This is a genomic window from Streptomyces sp. NPDC093568, from assembly GCF_044764945.1.
Lineage (GTDB): Bacteria > Actinomycetota > Actinomycetes > Streptomycetales > Streptomycetaceae > Streptomyces.
In genome coordinates, this window is the sequence record NZ_JBIWJD010000029.1 from 1 (window position 1) to 18027 (window position 18027).

The following is an 18027-nucleotide window of genomic DNA, read 5'->3' on the forward strand; positions in this document are numbered from 1 at the left end:
GGGCAACGGCGTTCACCAGGCCATGCTCGGCATCGCCCGGCTCCACAACCTGGCCCTCACCGGATAACTCACGCCCCATACGGGACAACCTCTAGCCGAGCGTGAGCATCGCCTCGGTGACCTCGCCGACCGCCGCATCGGGGATCGCGGTGGCGGCCTCCTCGAGGACGAGCAGCCGTGCCCCGGGGATCTCGCGCGCGATCGCCTCGCCGTTGCCGACGGGGAAGAACCGGTCGCGGCCACCGTGGACGACGAGCGTGGGGACCTTGATCTCGGCCAGGCGCTCGCGCCAGCGCGGTGTGCAGTCGAGCCTGGAAAACACCATGCCCATCTGGTTGGCCATTTGGACAGGGGCTGCGGTGCCGGGCGTGCGGTCCCAAATGCGCGCAGCGATTGCGCGCGCGGCGACGGGATCGTCGCCGCGGATCTCCGCGCCGGCGGCGGCGAACTCCGCAACCGCCTCACGGTCGGTCCAGTCGGGCATCGGACGCGCGAACAGTCGGCTCATGGTCGCCTGGTCATGGTCGGGGAGGTCGTCGTCAGGTGGGCCGGGCGCAACCGCGCGAGTGCCCACCAGGGTGAGCGCCGAGAACGCACCCGGATGGTCGAGCACGGCCACCTGGGCGACCATCCCGCCGACGCCGATCCCCGCGAGGTGCACGGGCCCGCCGCCGAGCGCGTCAGCAAGGGCAGCCGCGTCGGCGGCGAGGTCGCGCAGGGTGTAGACGGGCGCCTCAGGGTCCGCCGTCGTCGACTCCCCGCTGTCGCGCAGGTCGTAGCGCACCACGCGGCGCCCTCCGGCGGCGAGCCGCTCGCACAGCGCGTCGGGCCAGGAGAGCATCGTCGTGCCGCCCGCGAGCAGGACGAGTGGTGCGTCGTCGTCACCGAACGACTCGATCCCCAAGGCGATCTCATTGGCGTGGACAGTGGCCATCGGATCACCGGGAGACGTCGTAGGTCAGGTGCGTCGCGGTCGATGTCGGGACCACGCTCCGACGCACCAGCGTGCGCGGCGACCCGCCGGTGAACAGTGGGGTCCCGGCACCCAGCACGACGGGCGCGAGATGCAGCGTCAGCGCCTCGACCAGCCCGGCCTCCAGTGCCGAGCCGATCGTGGCGCCGCCGCCCATGAGGATGACGTCGAGGTCCTTGCCGCTGTCCGATGACGCCGCCTCGGATCGCTCGCACGCGGCGGCGACGGCGTCGCGCAGACCGGTGGTGACGAAAGTCCAGTCCAGGTTGGTTGTCCGCACCGACTTGGGCGGCGAGCTCGTCACGACGACGAACGCGGGCTTGCCGACCTCGCCGGCGCCGTAGCCGGACGTGTCGTCCCAGCCTTTCGGCCCGTCGACCACGTCGAAGAGGTGACGGCCGAGGACGACGGCGCCCGAGCGGGCGGTCGCCTCGCGCAGGACCCGGCGGTCGTCGGGGTCGTCGGAAAACGCCCACGTATGCAGCGCCTCGCCACCGGTGCCCAGACCGTTGTCCGGGCCGGGGTCGGGCCCGGTGACGAAGCCGTCGAGAGAGACCGAGATGTCAGCGATGATTCGAGTCATGTCAGGGCAGACTCGATTCGCCGCCCAAACTCATCGCTCACGCAAAGCGTTCTCCGGTTTCCGCGAGGCGCGGTCCTGTTACGGAGCAGTCGGGATCTGCATTCCGGCGTGCCCCGCCCCGCAACGACCGCAACGCCTCGACGGCGCCAAGCTGGTTGCGGATCCGACTTCGACCACCGCCTCTGCCCGCCCCAGACGCCTCGCCCATACCAGCAGCGGCGCCCCGGCACAGGTGATGGCCCCCTGCATCGCGCTGACTTCTCGATGAAGTGGACGTACAGCCAGTTCCCTGCCTGCGCCCAGTACCCCTGGGCCCCTACCGACCGGACCACGGACGGCTGCACCGGCGCTCCCTGGCTCCTCGCCGGGAGCTGCGGGAGAGCACAGGGCGTGCGTCAAGCGGCGGCAGCCGCAGCTGCGGCCGAAGGCGGGCAAGCGGCCGCGCCTGTTCGTGCCGACGCTTCGGCAACACCCCAGCCTGAACGCCAGCCGGTCGACGCGCCGCTTCTGTCCCCTTGAGGGCCGGGAGCGTGGCCAACCAACGCGCTCAGTGGCCAGCTGAAGGGCTCAGTTGCCGGGTACACCCTGATGTGCTCAGCCGCGGGACGGATGAGCGTGCTCAGGAAGGACGGCGTGTCGTGGCAGGGGCAGCAGGAGACTGCCGTTGACGCTTTGGCTGTACGGTCGCTCGCCGGTTGACCGGCATCGGGAGGTTGAGGCGCATGCTTGCTCTAGGCCGCTCGCAGGTCGAGGCTCTGCTCGACATGGACTCGCTGATCGATGCCCTCGCCTCGGCGATGGCCGATCTCAGTGCGGGCCACGCCTCCGTACCCGACCGCGTCGCCGCCCTGGTGCCCCAACGCGAGGGGTTCCTGGCGGCCATGCCGGGCTTTCTGCCGTCGGCCGGGGTGCTGATGACCAAGCTGGTATCACTCTTCCCGCACAACGACGGGGCACGGCTGCCTACACATCAGGCGCTGATCGTGGCGTTCGACCCGGACACCGGCGAGCCCACTGCGCTGCTTGACGGAACGGCCATCACCGCGGCGCGGACCGGCGCCTGCTCCGCTCTCTCGGCGCGGCTGCTGGCTCGCGAGGACGCGACGGTGTTGGCCGTGCTGGGCACCGGCGTGCAGGCTCGGTCCCACGCCCGCGCGATCTGCCGGGTCCGCCCGGTCCAGCAGATCCGCGTGGCAGGCCGGGATCCGGCGAAAGCCGCTGCCCTGGCCGAGGAACTCCCAGCCGTACTGGACGCCGAAGTCCAGGCGGTGAACACCTACGCCGAGGCGCTCGACGGTGCGGACATCGCTGCTGCGACGACGCACGCCGTCGAACCCGTTATCCGCCGCTCCTGGCTGACACCCGGGGTGCACATCACGTCCGTGGGGTACAACCCGGCCGGTCGCGAGATCGACGACGACACGGTCGCCGAGGCGCTGGTGTGCGTCGAATCGCGCCGCTCCGTGCTTGCCCCGCTCCCCGCGGGCAGCAACGACCTGCTCATGCCGATCCGCGACGGCGTCATCACAGCCGATCACGTGCACGCCGAGCTGGGCGAACTCATCGCCGGCAGCAAACCGGGACGCACCGCGCCGGACCAGATCACCCTCTACAAGTCGGTCGGCGTGGCAGTACAGGACGCCGCGGCCACGGCCCTGGTCGTCGCGTCCGCCCGCGAGCAGTCAATCGGCGAGGAGATCACACTGCGGTGATGCACGCAATCGCCCCATCGCGCGGCGGCTGGATCTGCAGGCAGGGCGCGCCAACTGAGCCACATTCGACCGTACACGGCGCAACGCGCCCGGGCACCGGGCGCTGACCCGCCAACTACGAGAGAAAGTGCCTGGGAGGACCACCCGACCGTGGCCATGGCGGCGGCGCGGGCCACACTGCCCGGCCTGGCGGCATTTTGGTGTTCCGGGACAGGACGCTGTCGACGCCCCTTTGGGGTGTAGATCCACCGCTGCCATGAGGGTGATGGGCGGCAGTTACCTGTACCAGATGCCGGGGAGCGTCGGAGAGGGCGGCCTCAGGTTCCTGCTGCTGGGCGACTTGGCTGGACAACAGTCGCAGTGCGTCGGCTGAGGCGCTGCCGTTGGGTGTGTAGACCTCAAGCCGGTGGTCGGGGCTCTCGGTCTGGAGCCACACCTGGTAGTCGACGTCGACCCTCCGACGGTTGAGTGTTGCAGGCGCATGGTGCCCACGGTGCAGTCCCCGACGTCGCCTTTGGCCCACAGCGTGGCGAAGTCGCGGCTGCACATGGCGAGTTCACCGATCAGTTCGGCCAACCGGGCGTCGGTGGGACACCTGCCCGCGGTGAGCCGCGGGTGTCGACATGTGTCCGAGCCACATCGCGCTGACTCCTCGATGAAGTGGACGTCAGCCAGTTCCGCGCCTACGCCCAGTACCCCTGGGCCACTACTGACCGGACCACGGACGGCTGCACCGGCGCTCCCTGGGGCCTCGCCGGGAGCTGCGGGAGAGCACAGGGCGTGCGTCAAGCGGCGGCAGCCGCAGCTGCGGCCGAAGGCGTGGGAGGAGGCTGCGACCACCGGCGGATCATCGTCTCGACCCCCGCCAGGTGCGGATTCACCGCCGAAGCCGGCAACACCGAACAGGCCTGGATCCGCGACATCACCCAGGACCTGCCGCAGGAGTTGGCGGAGCGTCTCTTCACGGGGCGCGATGCCGGTGCCGCCGAAGACCAGCTCTGGCAGGTCGCCGTGGAGGGCCTGGCCCGGACGTACTTCCTCGCCAACGACACGCGCACGCACGCAAGCGACTTGCCTCTGGTATTCCAACTGCCGGAGACGGGTGCTTTCACATCCGGCGAGGACACCCGGGTTGCGAGGCATGGCGTCCACCAGGACTGCCGCGGGGCGGTGGCCGCGCGGACGGCCTGCTCGAACGCCGCCAGGGCCGCCTCCGGGCGTGCGGTGTTCTCCACCTCCCGGCAGGCGTTGAGTAGTTGCCCGGTTGTGGCGGCGACGGCCGGGTCGGGTAGCGCATCAGCGAGGGGGGCGGCGGCGATCCCGGTTAGCAGCTCCCGTACGGCAGCGCAGTTCTGTGGGTGGGCGCGACCGCGAACGCCGCCAAGGCCCAGCCGATCACAGCTCCCGCGACGCCCAGACCACGAACCAGCCGCCTTCCGGGACGAGGTCGGCCCTGAGACCTTCTGCCATCCCGGCTTCCTGCTCACTCCCGCCGGGCGATGTTCCAGGGCTGGAAGGCGTTCTTCACTCCAGCCAGTGCGGTCCGCAGATCCGGGTGGTGGCGCAGCAGGACGGTCCCCATGGTGTTTTCGTCGATCCAGCGCAGTCTGGCCTTCGAATAGACCTCGGGCGTGTAGTACTCGGTGAAGAACCGATCGCTGTTGAGTCGTCGTCCGCATGCCGAGGGGACTCCGTCCTGGTCGCTGCTGTCGTCCGGCACCGGGCAGCACGGTTTCTGCACTCTTTGCGCCATGCGGACTTGATCGCGTGCCGCGACGCCGTCACCGGCGCCGTACCGTTTGCCCAGGCTGCCCTAGAACACGGCATCCGGCCGATGTTCGGCATCAACGTGGCCGTCGCCCCGCTCGCCAGCCGCCGGCGGACTCGGCGAGCAGCACGACTCGGCGTGGCGGCTCGTACACCTGGGCACCGCCGCGGACCGGAATGTGCAGGCGCCGAGTGAAGGCGGGGGCGAGCGGGAGGCTGTGCCGGCTGACCTCCGCCGCCCACGCCCACGGGAGCGGCTCGCCCGCACTGGCCTGGGGCGACCTGCACCAGCACGCGGGGGAGGGGCTGACCGCGCTGCTCGGCCCCGCCTCCGAACCCCTCCGCGCTCTGGCCGCCGGCCGCGCCGATCTCGCCGAACACCTCCTCGTCCCCGTGCGGCAGCTGCCTGGTATACAGCTGCGCCTGGAAACCTGCTGGCTCGGCATCGACGGCACCGGCTCCCTGCGCCTGGCCGCCCACACCCTCACCCTCGCCGACCACCTGGGCATCCCCGCCGCGCCGACGAACGCCGTCCGCTACGCCGACCCGAGCAGCACCGTGGGGACATGTCGACGGCGGCACGTTGGCCGGGAGACCAGACCGGATACCCTGCCAGGATGATCGAGAATCCTCCCCCCTGTCCGAAGTGCTCCTGTGAGTACACCTACGAGATGAACGCCCTGGTGGTGTGCCCGGAGTGCGGCCATGAATGGGTTCCCGCCGACAGCGATGGCGACGGTGGGGACGTCGCGGGCGAACGGGTGGTCAAGGACTCCGTCGGCAACGTGCTGCAGGACGGCGACTCCGTGGTCGTCGTCAAGGCGCTCAAGGTGAAGGGCAGCCCTTCCGGGATCAAGGCCGGCACCAAGGTGCGTGGCATCCGCCTTGTCGACGGCGTCGACGGCCACGACATCGACTGCAAGATCGACGGCTTCGGCGCGATGCAGCTCAAGTCCAGCGTGGTCAAGAAAGCCTGATCCGGCCCTCCCCTCCCTGGCGGGGAGACCAGGGCAGCAGACTGATGCCGAATTGCAAAAGTTAGCAATTGATTAGATGCTGGGTTGGCTGTGTTCGCAATCCGGTAGCCGGGGGCGCAGTCAGTCGCGTGTGCCCCCGGTGGGGCTTCTAAGGGGAGGCCGAGGGGCCGTGTCCGTTCCGCTGTACCAGGCCAAGGCCGACTTCTTCCGGATGCTCGGACATCCCGTACGGATACGAGTGCTGGAGCTGCTGCAGGAAGGGCCGCGGCCGGTACGGGAGCTGCTCGCCGCCATGGAGGTGGAGCCCTCCAGCCTGTCCCAGCAGCTTGCGGTGCTCCGGCGCTCTGGGATCGTCACCTCGACCCGGCAGGGTTCCACCGTCGTTTACGAGCTGGCCGGCGGGGACGTCGCCGACCTGATGAGGGCCGCGCGGCGGATCCTGACCAAGATGCTGGCGGGCCGCAGCGAGCTGCTGGCCGAGCTGCGGGAAGCGGAGGTCGTCACGCAATGATCTCGCAGATCAGCCGGGTCTGGTCCCGGCTCGCCTCGCTGCTGCCCGCCCGTGCTGATCTCGCGGAAATGGGGCGCTCCCCTCGGCGGGACCTGCTGTCCGGACTGACCGTGGCGATCGTGGCCCTTCCGCTCGCGCTCGGTTTCGGGGTCTCCTCCGGGCTGGGCGCGGAGGCCGGCCTGGCGACCGCCGTGGTCGCGGGCGCGCTGGCCGCGCTGTTCGGCGGTTCGAACCTTCAGGTGTCGGGACCGACCGGCGCCATGACCGTCGTCCTCGTCCCGATCGTCGGCGAGTACGGGCCGGATGGCGTCCTCACGGTCGGTCTGATGGCCGGGGTGATGCTGGTCGTCCTAGCTGCCCTGCGGGCCGGGAAGTACATGCAGTACGTGCCCGCCCCGGTCGTGGAGGGCTTCACACTCGGCATCGCCTGCGTGATCGGGCTGCAGCAGGTGCCGAACGCCCTCGGTGTGCCCAAGCCGGAGGGCGACCGGGTGCTCGTCGTCACCTGGCGGGCGGTCGAGGAGTTCGTGCGCACGCCCAACTGGACAGCGGTCGGCCTCGCGGTCGCAGTGGCTGTAGTCATGCTGGTCGGTGCCCGGTGGCGGCCGACCGTACCGTTCTCGATCGTGGCGGTGATCGCCGCCACCGTCGTGGCCCAGGCCGCCGGGCTCGACGCGGCGCAGCCGATCGGCGACCTGCCGTCCGGATTGCCCGCGCCGTCGCTGTCCTTCCTCGAACTCGGCTCGCTGGGCACCCTGCTTGCCCCCGCGGCGGCGGTCGCCGCGCTGGCCGCGCTGGAGTCGCTGCTGTCGGCCTCCGTCGCCGACGGCATGACGGTCGGCCAGAAGCACGACCCGGACCGGGAGCTGTTCGGCCAAGGTTTGGCGAACCTCGCCGCTCCCCTGTTCGGCGGGGTGCCGGCGACCGGCGCGATCGCGCGCACCGCGGTCAACGTCCGCACCGGGGCGAGCTCGCGGCTGGCCGCCCTCACCCACGCCGCGATCCTCGCCGTGATCGTCTTCGCGGCGGCACCGCTCGTCTCGAAGATCCCCTTGGCCGCCCTGGCAGGTGTCCTGCTGGCAACCGCCATCCGCATGGTCGAGGTCGGCTCGCTGCGGGCCATGGCGAAGGCCACCCGCTCGGACGCGCTGATCCTCGTCCTGACGGCGGCCGCGACGCTGGCCCTCGACCTCGTGTACGCCGTCATCATCGGCCTCGTCGTCGCGGGCGCCCTCGCCCTGCGAGCCGTGGCCAAGCAGGCCCGTCTCGACCAGGTGCCCCTGGACCGTGGCGACCACAGTGCCGAGGAACACGCCCTGCTGGCCGAGCACATCGTCGCGTACCGCATCGACGGCCCGCTGTTCTTCGCCGCAGCCCACCGCTTCCTGCTGGAGCTGACCGAGGTCGCCGACGTGCGTGTCGTGATCCTGCGCATGTCGCGCGTATCCACCATGGACGCCACCGGCGCCCTGGTCCTCAAGGACGCGGCGCAGAAGCTGACACGGCGCGGCATCCGCGTCCTGGCCTCCGGGATTCGCACTGGTCAGCGCCAGGTGCTCGACTCCGTCGGCGCGCTGGAGCTTCTGCGGCACGAGGGCCAGGAGTACGCCACGACCCCCGAGGCGATCCGAGGCGCCCGGGAGTACCTGCAGTCCGCCGGGATCCTGCCCGCCCTTCCCACCCAGAAGCTCCGAACTCCCAGCACCTCCAATGAGGAGGCCCTCCGATGAGCACTCCACCCGCTGACCTCCGTATTGTCGAGGTGTCCGGAGCGGAGGCCCTGTGGCTGCTGGAAGGCAGCAGCCTGGGACGGCTGGTGTACACGCAGCGCGACCTGACCGTGGTGAGGCCCGCCCGCCATGTGTGGGAGTACGGCCGTCTAGTCATCCGTACGCCGGCACCGGCCGCGGCTGTGCCCGCGACGGCGACGTACCAAGTGGACGAGATCCGCCCCGTGGCCGGCACCGGTTGGACGGTCACGGTCTCAGGCCCCACCGAAGTGATCACCGACCCCGACGAGGCCGCCCACTACCGGCGCACCCTTTCCGGTTGGAGCCACGGACCGCACGACACCCTGCTGCGCCTTCACCCCAAGACAGTCGCCGGCTTCCGACTCGCCCGCGCGGAGGCGTGATGTCCACGCAGCGGGAAACTCTGCCCCACCGGCACGTGGTCACCCTGCCCAGCGAACCGTCCGCCGTCCGCCTCGCCCGCGAGACCGCCGAGCAGGCTCTGATCGAATGGGGAATCGGCCTGCGCCACTCGGCCGTCGGCCCGGCCCTGCTGATCCTGAGCGAGCTGGTCACCAACAGCGTCCGGCACGCCGCCGTCCTCTCCCCGCAGCTCACGGTGATCTACGCGGCGGGCCCGGACTGCCTGGCATTCGCCGTGCACGACCGCCACCCCTACCAGCCTCCGCTGTACGGCGCGGCCACCGGCACCGGTGCGGGCGGGATCGGCACCGTCATGGAGCTGGTCCTCGGTCTCAGCGGTACCGCGGTCGTCCGCGCGGACGCCGACGGCCAGGGCAAGAGCATCTGGATCACCCTCCCCCTCTGACCGGACCGCAGCATCCGACCGGCCACCCGCACAAGGAAGTTCAGCCCCCATGACGATTGACTGGCGCTATACCGTCGAGGAGAACCTCGGCATCCTCTCCGTCGCCGGCTACCTCGGCCCGGACGCAGTCCACCGCTTCACCGGCGCGGTCGGCTGGGCCCTGGCCCGAGGCACTGGCCCGGTCATCGTCGACCTGACCGAGCTGCGCAGCTGGTCGACCGAGGGCCAGCTGGCCATCACCGAGGCAGCCCGCCGCCTCGCGGGAGCCGGCCGTGGCTTGGAGCTGGCCGCCATCCCCGCCGACGGATCCCTCGTCCCCGCAGGGGACTGCCCGCCCATCCCGGTCCACCCCGACCTGGCAGCCGCGCTGACCGCGCACAGCGCCGCGCGTGGGGAGCAGACGGAGGGGCGCCACGAGTGGCGCACCACGGGATGGCCGACTGGAGGTCAGGACGGCGAGTGACGGTCCCGGCACCCGCCCTCGGCACCGGTGGCGGTGGCGGACCGTTTCGGTAGTCAGCATCCAGGCTGGGATCGAGTTCACGTTGGCTAGGCCGTCTCCTCCGGGTCTTGCCCGACCCGCGCCGGCTCGCGCCGCGCCTTGCGGCGTATCCGAAAGAGACGACCTGGCCAAGGCCTGTCCGGACCGTGTGACCGTCTCGGCCCTGGTTTGTCGGCATGTACATGAGGCGGGGATCTCGCAAGCGACGAATGGGTCCGGCTGAAGCCGCATCTGCCGAAGTCCAGACTCTGTGGCGGACGTTGGGCCAGTCACCTCAGGACCATCAACGGGAACCTTTACCGGAACCGGACCGGGGTGCCGTGGCGGGATCTGCCTGCGCGTTTCGGCAAGTGGAAGACCGTGTACGAGCGGCATCGGCGAGACCACGAAAGCTCGACAGCTGGCCAAGGAGCACAACGCGATGCGGGTGACGCCGGATGAGTGGACGCTCCCACTGTTCGGCGATCTGCAGTCAGCCAGAAAGCGCGAGGTGCTGGAACTCCCGGGAGGCCGAGGAGAACGTCCAAGGGGTATGCGCAGTGCGCTGCCGCGACATCCTCGACCACCGGACCGTCGCTCTGCGCCTGACCCCGGATGTTCGCACGAACATCGGACCAAGCCCGCGACGCCCTGGGCGGCGACCTCCCGGTCTTCGCGGACGCGTAGGTCGACAGCCGGGGCGCCTGGTGCAGACCCACGTGAGCGTGGACATGCCCGATGCGCGGGGTGACGCTGACCATGGCCCTGTCGGACATTGGTGAGCCGGTCCGCGCGACGGTTCCGCGGGCCGCAACACGATCCCCGTCACCGAGGTCGGCGGCACACTGAACGGCTGAGCCGGACGGCCGCGGGACAGCCCGGCCAGCGTGCTGGCAGGGAACGCGGCGAGATGGATCTTCGTAGTCGGTCCGCCGCGGAGCAGCCGATGGCGTGGTCGTCAGGTTCGTCGGCCGTGGCCCCCTTACCGGCTTCGGCAGCGTGCTGGCGAGCCCACACGATTGTGCAGTCCACCGACACAGCCCAGGTGAGGTCCTCGTCGGCGTCAGCCCGGGTCCTCAGCGCGGTGCGCGGCCCGGAGCCGTTCGTGGTCAGGGCGGTGCTGCGGCTCAGGTCTCGCTCGAATCACGTAAGAAGGGCTGTGACGGCGGCAGAGGTGACGGCGGATGTCAGACCGGGGTGATCGAGCAGGGGCAGGGTCTGATCTGGTTGCGTCTGTTCGATGAGGGCGCGGACGGCCGCGATGCGGGCGTGGGCGGTGATGGGCATGCCGGTGGCGACTGCGGCGGCCAGCAGGCCGGGAAGGGCGTGCAGGGGCCGGGGGCCGGTGGTGGCCGCGGCGACGGGCGGGGGTGTTTCGGGGCGCGCGTGGAGGACGGGTATGCCGGCCGGAGGGGCGAGCAGGCCGAACAGATCGACGATCAGGTCCGTCCGGTAGGCGAGTAGGTGGAGGGGCTGGATTCCCTGGGCGAGGGGATCGTAGAGCGTGAGGTCGGTGATGCCGCCGGCGATGAGGAGGCCGCCGAGGTCACCGCCTCGGTTGGGGGACACGCAGACCACGCGGGCCTGCCGCGTCGGCGCGGTGGACAGTCAGCCGCGCGCCGCACTGGTGAGCGCAGGCTGCGGCGGCCTTCTCGACATCGGCTCGTTCGCAGGCGGTGGGGTCTCGCCGCGGCCACCAGAAGGGCACGACCCGCGTGCCCTTCCCGAGGGCGACGCTCACCGCGTGGTGAACGACAGCACGTCGACCACGACCAGGCAGGCCGTCTCCCGAGCGAGACGGTCGGCTTCGGCGGCTCCCCACTCGAAACGGATGGTGGTGCCGGACTGCGTGGGCCAGTCACCCATCATCCACCCCCCTTGTGCGTCAGCCCTGCCTGGTCTCCGGGACAAGCTGTACCTCACGGCCCCCGAGGGTCAGCCTCAGCAGGCCGTCGTGGTCGCAGCGTCGGCAGCGGCCGCCCGCCCCGACGGCGGCGGGGCGGCACTTGAGGCGGCAGCCGGGGCACTTGAGCCAGGTGACGCCGGTGCCCACGGGATGATCCTCACGCGCGCGACCTCAGGAATTGCTAATGTTAGCAATTCCTGAGGTCATCACCGCTGGATTCGGTGGCTCGGTTCCTCGTACTCAGTTTCGGCGCCGCCCATCCCGCAGGCGAGGATGGGCGGCATGTTTGTGACGAGTGGGTGGATGCGATGCGCCAAGGCCCGGCCGGTGGGGCTGTGCTGTTGTGTCGGGGAGGTGACGGCGCGATGAGTACGCCGCTGTACCAACTGAAGGCCGAGTTCTTCAAGACGCTCGGTCATCCGGCACGCATCCGGGTCTTGGAGCTGCTCAGCGAGCGTGAGCACGCGGTCGCGGAGATGCTGCCCGAGGTGGGTATCGAGCCCGCGCACCTGTCCCAGCAGCTCGCCGTACTGCGCAGGGCGAACCTGGTCGTGACCCGCAAGGAGGGCTCGACCGTCTACTACTCGCTGACCAACCCGCATATTGCCGAGCTGCTCCGGGTGGCGCGGACGATCCTGTCCGGTGTGCTGGCCGGGCAGGCGGAACTTCTCGCCGACCTGCAGGCCGCGCGGGGGGAGGCGAAGCCGCCGTCTTAGCGACGGCCCCTGATCGGCGGCCGTCCGCCGAGGAGTTTGACAGCGCACGGTGGTGCCGGGCGGCGGCCACCTTCACTTATCGGTATAGCCGAGCAAAGCATCTGAGAAGCGCCGTAACTCTACTTGTGGGATGGCCGGTTGGTCACCTGCGGACAGTCCTCACCGCCAGGCTCGATCAGCGCCCAGCGCGCGTCCGGCAGGTCGCTGCGCCGGCATCCCCTGGCGCTACCTGCGACGACCGGTGGGAGGCGGTCGGCTACAGCCGTGTGGAGCAAGCGCGAGTCGCACCCGCACCTGTGGGTCACGGCAACCGCCAGCTTGGACGGACGGACGAAGGCCACGTAGGGGTGCTCTGGCAGCGTCGCCCGAGACCGAACACATCGGTCCCGGGCGGATCACTGTCGCCAGCTCACAAGAGCTGTCTATCCAAGGGTCGGAATCGGGTCGAGGTGGCTCAGCCGGTGCGGGAATGCATCCGGCATCCGGCTCCACCCCTGACCCCAGAGAGAGACCGAGCACCACGAACCATCGACGAACCCGATCTCGTGGTCGCCGCCCACCACGTCGCTGCGATCCCGGATCCAGGCCACACTTCGAATATCCATAGCCCACCCCGCTTCAACCGGACCGGGCCGGCCGGTGAAGGAGGGGACGCGGGACACGTACACGATCTGCAGGCGTCGGTCGGTCACCTGCATGACCACGAGGGGCGGGTTGGCCGGGTTCTTCGTCCGAGGCTGCAGGCCGCAAGCCAGATGGCCGGCCATGCTGTTCCAGCCGCCGTGAAACGGCTTGCCCGGCCTCTTCTTCTCACGCTCTGTGAACGCCTCGACCAGCCTCTCGAACGGGTTCAATGTGGCTGTGAGGAGTCTCAACAGCCAGCTGAACGGGATCAGCAACCAGCCACCAAGCGCCCTGCGCTCGGACCGCAGAACGCGCGGGCGGCGAAAGTAGCCGGGAGAAGGTGCCCGCACGGCCAGACTGAGTCCGTGATCAGCACGCAGCACCTCACCCGCCGGTACAAACGCCCTCGCCCGTTCAACAGTCTCACGAACGAAGTCCGCCTTAGTCATTCTGCTCACCCGAAATCGTCCCTCACTGTCCTCGCTGCACTCGAAGGAGTCACGTCCGTACGCTCGTCGAGACTCTGTGCGTCGGGACGCTGGTGGTATTCGTAACGCTCCTCCGCCACCCCCGGCCCATCCTCCAGCAGACTCCCCTGGACCGCCCCGGCCGGGTCCGCCCCGATGACGTCCTTGACCACCCCCTTCACGCCCTTCTTCACGACCCTGTAGCCCGCATACATGGCCAGATCGTTGAGATTGCGCTCAGGGATTGGATTGCCGCGCTCGTCGACCTTCTTTATGTAGCGTTTGAGGCCACCACTGAAGTGCTTGGGTCCCTTGCGCAACACCGTCCGGGCCTTCGCCAATTTGCGGAGCAATTGCATGCGCTTGGCGATGTCCGCCAGGGCGCCCGCAAGCTTCGCGGTGATCCTCACGGCCTTCGCCGCCCTGTGGGCGACGCCCGCGGCAGCGATGAGCGGACCGATGGCCGCCGCGGCGCCCGCCGTCAGGAGCGAAAGAATCGCGGTGGTCGCGGCTGCCGCGAGCACCGTCTCCACGATCTCGACGATGAGGTCGAGCATCAACTGTTCGGCGGCCGCACATTCCTGGGCTGCCATTTCGAGCAGCTCCGCCGTGGTGTCCATGTCCGCGGCTTCGCCCCTGAGGGCTTCCTCGAACTCGGTCATCATGGTGTCGAACTTGTCGAACGCCTCGCCCTGCCACTGAGTGGCCAGCGTGCGGCGATCGGCGACCAGGTCCTCAACCACACCACGTAGGTCGTTTGCGGCCTTGCGGTACTTGATCGCTGTCTCGGTGAGGAGCTCGTTGTCTCCGCTGACCTGCTCGAGGAGTTCGTCCAGGTTGAACTGCTTGATGATGCCCCGGATGATCTCGTCCAGAACGCCGGCGAGCGGGTTGCTCCAGTCCAGGGTGAAGTTGATCCGGCTCAGGGCATCGCCCGCCGCCTGTCCCGCGCCCAATCAGTTGCCGCCGCCCATCATGCCGCTGTTGTCCAACTCCGTGCCGTCGTAGGTGGCAGCGGAATCCTTCAGCGCGTCGGATATGGCATACAGCGTGTCGACGGCGTCGGCGAGATCCTTGCCGGACTCCTTGCGCTGAGTGTCGTAGTCAGCCTTCAGGTTGTCCGATTCGGGCAATTTGCCGAACGTCTCCTGCGTGAGCTCCAGTTGCTGCGTTCGGGTCCGGATACCGTCGATTCGGCCGGCTGCGGCGTCCACAGCCTTCGCGTACTTGCGCAAGGCGTCGCCCTCGACATCAAATCCCCCGCTCATAAGTCCCCTCATCAGTCCAGCACTTGAAGGCGGCCGAGTGCCGACCACCATGATCCATCTATTTGATCATGGCGTTGCGAGGCCCTCGCTCGGCGTCGGAGTAGACGTCACGGAGTCGTTGCAGCGGCCACGATGTCGCGGACAGGGGTGGGCGACAGACGCGCGGGCGGCTTCCGGGGACGCCAGAAGCGCGACGATGGTGGCCGGTTGCCGGCCGTGCGGACAGTTCCGGGTTGCGGTCAGCTCCAACGGGTCCCGTTTCAGGCCGGTTGCGGTGATGAATGTAGACGGCTCACGGGCCTGGAATGCGGTGGCAGCTCCGGCAGTGAGGGCAGGTTTGCGACCTGGCTGCTGGCTGCTGCCGCCCACGCCGCCGTCGCCTTCTCCGCCATCCAGGCCGCCGTCGCCGTCAGCACCGATACGTCGAGCAGGCGCGGCACCGACCCGGTCGCCACGGCCACGGCCTGTCCCAGCTCGCCCTGTTTTAAGGGCCGGCGGCTGGGCGCCAGGTCGTGTCCGCAAAGTCCCGTCGTCCGCCCGCAGGGCGTGCCAGGCGTCGCGAAGCAGGCGGGACTTTGCGGACACGGCCTCGGGCCGGCTGTGCCCCGTCGTCACCGCCCGGCGTACAAGGCAGCCGATGAGCTCACGCGCCGATGCCATGAGCGAGGAGGCTTTCGGCGGTGTCCGCGATCGTGTCCTCGATGGGGCGGGCCTTCCAGCCGAGGAGCTTCTCCGCTTTCGCGCCGGTCGCGTCGAGGTCGCGGCCGAGCTGGTGCCTGAGCAGGCGCAGTTCGGGGCTGACGGTGGCCAGGGCGCGGGTGAGCCAGACGGGCAGTTCGCGGGTCGGGGCCTTCGCTGCGCGTTCGCCGAGGCGGTCGTGCAGGACGCGGGCGATGTCGACGACGCGCAGGCTGCGGCCCGCGACGGCGAGGAAACGCTGGCCGGCGGCCGCGGGGTCGGTCATGGCACGCACGTGCAGGTCGGCAACGTCGCGGACGTCGACGTAGCCCATGCCGAAGGGCGGGCAGGCGGGGACGCGTCCCTCCAGCATCCTGCGGACCAGGCGCAGGGAGGGCGGGTCGTCGGGGCCCAGGAGGGGGCCGAAGACGCCCACGGGGTGTACGGCGGTCAGTTCCATGCCGCCGCCCTCCTCCCGGATGAACTGCCAGGCGGCACGCTCGGCGAGGGTCTTGGAGCGCTGGTAGGGCGGGATATCGGCGTCGACGTTGGTCCAGTCCTCCTCGGTGAACGGGGTGGAGCGTGGCGGGTGTCCGATGCCGACGGCGCCGAAGGCGCTGGTCAGCACGGTACGGCGGACGCCTGCGCCACGGGCGGCGCGCAGGACGCGCAGGACCCCTTCGCGGGCCGGGACGACCAGGTCGTCGTCGTTTGCGGGCGTGTGGCGCAGGGTGGGTGAAGCGACATGGAGGACGTAATCGCAGTCGGCGACGGCGGCGTCCCAGCCGTCGGAGTGCTGGAGATCGGCGCGTACGACGGTGAGCCGGTCGTCGTCGAAGGCGGCGGCCTCGTGCAGCCAGGAGCGCAAGGCCGGTTCGCGCCGCAGGTCGCGGACGGTGGTGCGGACGGTGTGGCCGGCGTCGAGCAGGGCGAGGATGCACCAGCTGCCGATGAAGCCGGTCCCCCCGGTGACCAGGACCCGTGTCATGTGTGTCTCCTCAGAGGGTGGCGGGCGTGTCGAGGTGGTGTGGGTGTGGCGTCGTGGGGAGCCGGTGGGCGGCTGCCAGGCTGCTTCCGAGGAGGGCGTGGCTGATCATGATCGGGTAGATCACGGCCCGCTCGAGCATGCCGATGTTCCACATCCAGCCGGTGAGGGCGTCGGCCATGAAGAGGGGGAAGCTGATCAGTCCGGCGGTGCCGAGGGTGATGCTCGTGATCGACCGGCGCTTGCTGAGGCCGATGCGGGCGCCGTTGGCTCCGGCGGTGATCGCCATGATGTTGCCGGTGAGCATGACTGTCTGAGCGCCGAGAGTGTGGAAGGCGATCAGGCCGCTGTCCAATTTGGCGTTGGAACCCTGGAAGATACCGACGAGGCTGACACCGGCGCCGGCGAGGACGGCGAGCGTCACGATGGTGATCGGGCGGGTGCCCTTGCGCACGTCGAACACGAGGAACGCGCCGACGATCAGGAGGATGCCGTAGGTCACCCAACCGGTGTCCATGACGGCGCCGAGGGGTGAGTTGGCGACTTGCCCGAAGGCGGTCTGTGGCGGGCCGGTGAGGCCGAGGTGGCTGACCCAGTTGTGGAAGGGCGAGTACGGCGGGTCCTGCCACGCGGCGGCGGTGACGAATTCGGCCAGCCATGACACGAGCGGGCCCAGCAGGATCAGCAGGCCTCCCGCGCGGGCGGCCGCGCCGGAGCGGACGATGAGGGTCATCGCAGGGCCATGCCGGGGACGCGCCGGCGGATGGCTTCCAGCTCGGCCTCGTCCGAGACGCCCTGCCAGTCGTGGCGCGGAGTGTAGGGGGCTTCCAGGGCGCGTACGTCGTCGTCGGTGAGGTCGATGCCGAGGGAGGCCACGGCTTCGTCGATCTGCTGGATGGAGCCGGCGCCGACCAGGGGTGCGGTGACGACGGGCTGGTGGCGCAGCCAGGCGAGCGCGATCTGTGCGCGGCTGGTGCCGTGGGCGTCCGCCACTTGGCCGACGGCGTCGATGATGGCCTTGTTGGATGCCTCCTGTGCGGGCGAGTAGAGCAGGTCGGCGTACGCTCCGTCCGTCTCCGAGCGCGTGGTCGAGCGGGCGTCGTCCCAGACACGGGCCAGGCGGCCACGGGCCAGCGGGGACCAGATGATCGTGCCGACGCCCTCGTCCAGGCACAGGGGGATCATCTCCCGTTCCTCTTCGCGGGCGAGCAGGTTGTAGTGGTCCTGCATCGACACGAACCGGGCCCAGCCGTTCTGCTTCTGCAGGTTGAGGGCTTTGGCGAACTCCCATGCGTGCATGGACGAGGCGCCGAGGTAGCGGACCTTGCCGGCCTTGACGAGGTCGCTGAGGGCCTCGAGCGTCTCTTCCCAGGGGGTGGAGTGGTCGTTTCGGTGGATCTGGTAGAGGTCGATGTAGTCGGTGCCGAGGCGGCGCAGGGAGTGGTCGACCTCGGTCATGATCGCCTTGCGCGACAGTCCTCGTCCGTTCGGCCCCAGCCGCATCGGATGGCGCAGTTTGGTGGCGATCACCACGGCGTCGCGGTCGGCGTAGTCGTGGAGCGCGCGGCCGAGGATCTCCTCGCTGGAGCCGTGGGAGTACATGTTCGCGGTGTCGAAGAAGTTGATGCCCGCTTCGAGCGCGTGCTTGATGAGCGGCCGGGCCTCTTCCTCGCCCTTCGACCAGACGGGGTGTCCGCGATCGGGTTCGCCGTAGGTCATCGCTCCGATGGCGATCGGTGACACGTCGAGGCCCGTGGTACCGAGCTTGATGTAGTGCATGATGCCCCTCTAAAGTAAGTGGAGAGCTCTCCGAATAACGT

The 18027-nt window shown here is 69.7% G+C and carries 22 protein-coding genes and 1 pseudogene; 10 read left to right on the forward strand and 13 right to left on the reverse strand.

What is annotated here, in order from left to right; genetic code table 11:
* Positions 1-91: 91 nt before the first annotated feature.
* Together ACIRD7_RS42110 and ACIRD7_RS42115 are read right to left on the reverse strand one after the other, a co-directional pair.
* A complete protein-coding gene (locus ACIRD7_RS42110; protein WP_403461358.1) occupies positions 92-934 on the reverse strand; it encodes an alpha/beta fold hydrolase in 843 nt (280 codons plus the stop codon).
* Between the two features lie 4 nt (positions 935-938).
* Positions 939-1556 (reverse strand): dihydrofolate reductase family protein, encoded by a 618-nt coding sequence (locus ACIRD7_RS42115; RefSeq protein WP_403461359.1) that lies wholly within the window; start codon positions 1554-1556, stop codon positions 939-941.
* Positions 1557-2278: 722 nt separating this feature from the next.
* On the opposite strand from ACIRD7_RS42115, the gene ACIRD7_RS42120 reads away from it, so the two are divergent.
* Entirely contained in the window at positions 2279-3268 is a 990-nt protein-coding gene (locus ACIRD7_RS42120; protein WP_403461360.1) for an ornithine cyclodeaminase family protein, read from the forward strand.
* A gap of 343 nt (positions 3269-3611) precedes the next feature.
* On the opposite strand, the pseudogene ACIRD7_RS42125 reads toward ACIRD7_RS42120, so the two are convergent.
* Together ACIRD7_RS42125 and ACIRD7_RS42130 are read right to left on the reverse strand one after the other, a co-directional pair.
* Positions 3612-3880: pseudogene (locus ACIRD7_RS42125) on the reverse strand (transcriptional regulator); the annotation flags it as partial.
* 871 nt (positions 3881-4751) lie between these two features.
* Entirely contained in the window at positions 4752-4988 is a 237-nt protein-coding gene (locus ACIRD7_RS42130; RefSeq protein WP_403461361.1) for a hypothetical protein, read from the reverse strand.
* 224 nt (positions 4989-5212) lie between these two features.
* On the opposite strand from ACIRD7_RS42130, the gene ACIRD7_RS42135 reads away from it, so the two are divergent.
* The 8 genes from ACIRD7_RS42135 (at position 5213) to ACIRD7_RS42170 (ending at position 10025) form a co-directional block, all read left to right on the forward strand.
* Complete coding sequence (locus tag ACIRD7_RS42135) at positions 5213-5656, forward strand: hypothetical protein (protein WP_403461362.1); 444 nt, start codon at positions 5213-5215, stop codon at positions 5654-5656.
* Positions 5653-6012: a zinc ribbon domain-containing protein YjdM gene (locus ACIRD7_RS42140; RefSeq protein WP_403461363.1), complete on the forward strand. Its 360-nt coding sequence runs from the start codon at positions 5653-5655 to the stop codon at positions 6010-6012. The genes ACIRD7_RS42135 and ACIRD7_RS42140 overlap by 4 nt, the downstream gene beginning before the upstream one ends.
* Positions 6013-6181: 169 nt before the next feature.
* Positions 6182-6523 (forward strand): ArsR/SmtB family transcription factor, encoded by a 342-nt coding sequence (locus ACIRD7_RS42145; RefSeq protein ID WP_403461364.1) that lies wholly within the window; start codon positions 6182-6184, stop codon positions 6521-6523.
* Positions 6520-8253, forward strand: a complete 1734-nt coding sequence (locus ACIRD7_RS42150; protein ID WP_403461365.1) for a SulP family inorganic anion transporter — start codon at positions 6520-6522, stop codon at positions 8251-8253. The genes ACIRD7_RS42145 and ACIRD7_RS42150 overlap by 4 nt, the downstream gene beginning before the upstream one ends.
* Complete coding sequence (locus ACIRD7_RS42155) at positions 8250-8657, forward strand: pyridoxamine 5'-phosphate oxidase family protein (RefSeq protein WP_403461366.1); 408 nt, start codon at positions 8250-8252, stop codon at positions 8655-8657. The genes ACIRD7_RS42150 and ACIRD7_RS42155 overlap by 4 nt, the downstream gene beginning before the upstream one ends.
* On the forward strand, positions 8657-9082 hold the full coding sequence (locus tag ACIRD7_RS42160) for an ATP-binding protein (protein ID WP_403461367.1): 426 nt from the start codon (positions 8657-8659) through the stop codon (positions 9080-9082). Before ACIRD7_RS42155 ends, ACIRD7_RS42160 begins: the two co-directional genes overlap by 1 nt.
* A 49-nt stretch (positions 9083-9131) precedes the next feature.
* On the forward strand, positions 9132-9545 hold the full coding sequence (locus ACIRD7_RS42165; RefSeq protein WP_403461368.1) for an STAS domain-containing protein: 414 nt from the start codon (positions 9132-9134) through the stop codon (positions 9543-9545).
* A gap of 270 nt (positions 9546-9815) precedes the next feature.
* Complete coding sequence (locus tag ACIRD7_RS42170) at positions 9816-10025, forward strand: transposase (RefSeq protein ID WP_403461390.1); 210 nt, start codon at positions 9816-9818, stop codon at positions 10023-10025.
* Between the two features lie 681 nt (positions 10026-10706).
* Here the strand turns inward: ACIRD7_RS42170 and ACIRD7_RS42175 are convergent.
* From ACIRD7_RS42175 to ACIRD7_RS42185, 3 genes are all read right to left on the reverse strand, one after another.
* Positions 10707-11132: a hypothetical protein gene (locus tag ACIRD7_RS42175; RefSeq protein WP_403461369.1), complete on the reverse strand. Its 426-nt coding sequence runs from the start codon at positions 11130-11132 to the stop codon at positions 10707-10709.
* Positions 11133-11300: 168 nt separating this feature from the next.
* Positions 11301-11429, reverse strand: coding sequence for a hypothetical protein (locus tag ACIRD7_RS42180; RefSeq protein WP_403461370.1), 129 nt, complete (start codon positions 11427-11429; stop codon positions 11301-11303).
* A gap of 19 nt (positions 11430-11448) precedes the next feature.
* Positions 11449-11616 carry a hypothetical protein gene (locus tag ACIRD7_RS42185; protein WP_403461371.1) on the reverse strand — a complete coding sequence of 56 codons (168 nt, stop codon included), beginning with the start codon at positions 11614-11616 and terminating at the stop codon, positions 11449-11451.
* A 218-nt stretch (positions 11617-11834) separates the two neighbouring features.
* Between ACIRD7_RS42185 and ACIRD7_RS42190 the strand changes: the two genes are divergently transcribed.
* Positions 11835-12185, forward strand: a complete 351-nt coding sequence (locus ACIRD7_RS42190; RefSeq protein WP_403461372.1) for an ArsR/SmtB family transcription factor — start codon at positions 11835-11837, stop codon at positions 12183-12185.
* 422 nt (positions 12186-12607) lie between these two features.
* Here the strand turns inward: ACIRD7_RS42190 and ACIRD7_RS42195 are convergent, their stop codons facing one another.
* The 6 genes from ACIRD7_RS42195 to ACIRD7_RS42220 form a co-directional block, all read right to left on the reverse strand.
* Positions 12608-13258, reverse strand: coding sequence for a hypothetical protein (locus ACIRD7_RS42195; RefSeq protein WP_403461373.1), 651 nt, complete (start codon positions 13256-13258; stop codon positions 12608-12610).
* A gap of 5 nt (positions 13259-13263) precedes the next feature.
* Positions 13264-14232, reverse strand: coding sequence for a WXG100 family type VII secretion target (locus tag ACIRD7_RS42200; RefSeq protein ID WP_403461374.1), 969 nt, complete (start codon positions 14230-14232; stop codon positions 13264-13266).
* Positions 14233-14544: a type VII secretion target gene (locus tag ACIRD7_RS42205; RefSeq protein WP_403461375.1), complete on the reverse strand. Its 312-nt coding sequence runs from the start codon at positions 14542-14544 to the stop codon at positions 14233-14235.
* 643 nt (positions 14545-15187) lie between these two features.
* Positions 15188-16210, reverse strand: coding sequence for an SDR family oxidoreductase (locus ACIRD7_RS42210; RefSeq protein ID WP_403461377.1), 1023 nt, complete (start codon positions 16208-16210; stop codon positions 15188-15190).
* 10 nt (positions 16211-16220) lie between these two features.
* Positions 16221-16940, reverse strand: a complete 720-nt coding sequence (locus ACIRD7_RS42215) for a DUF998 domain-containing protein (RefSeq protein WP_403461378.1) — start codon at positions 16938-16940, stop codon at positions 16221-16223.
* The gene (locus ACIRD7_RS42220; RefSeq protein WP_403461379.1) at positions 16937-17986 is read right to left on the reverse strand and encodes an aldo/keto reductase; all 1050 of its coding nucleotides are present in this window, start codon (positions 17984-17986) and stop codon (positions 16937-16939) included. Before ACIRD7_RS42220 ends, ACIRD7_RS42215 begins: the two co-directional genes overlap by 4 nt.
* Positions 17987-18027 lie beyond the last annotated feature (41 nt).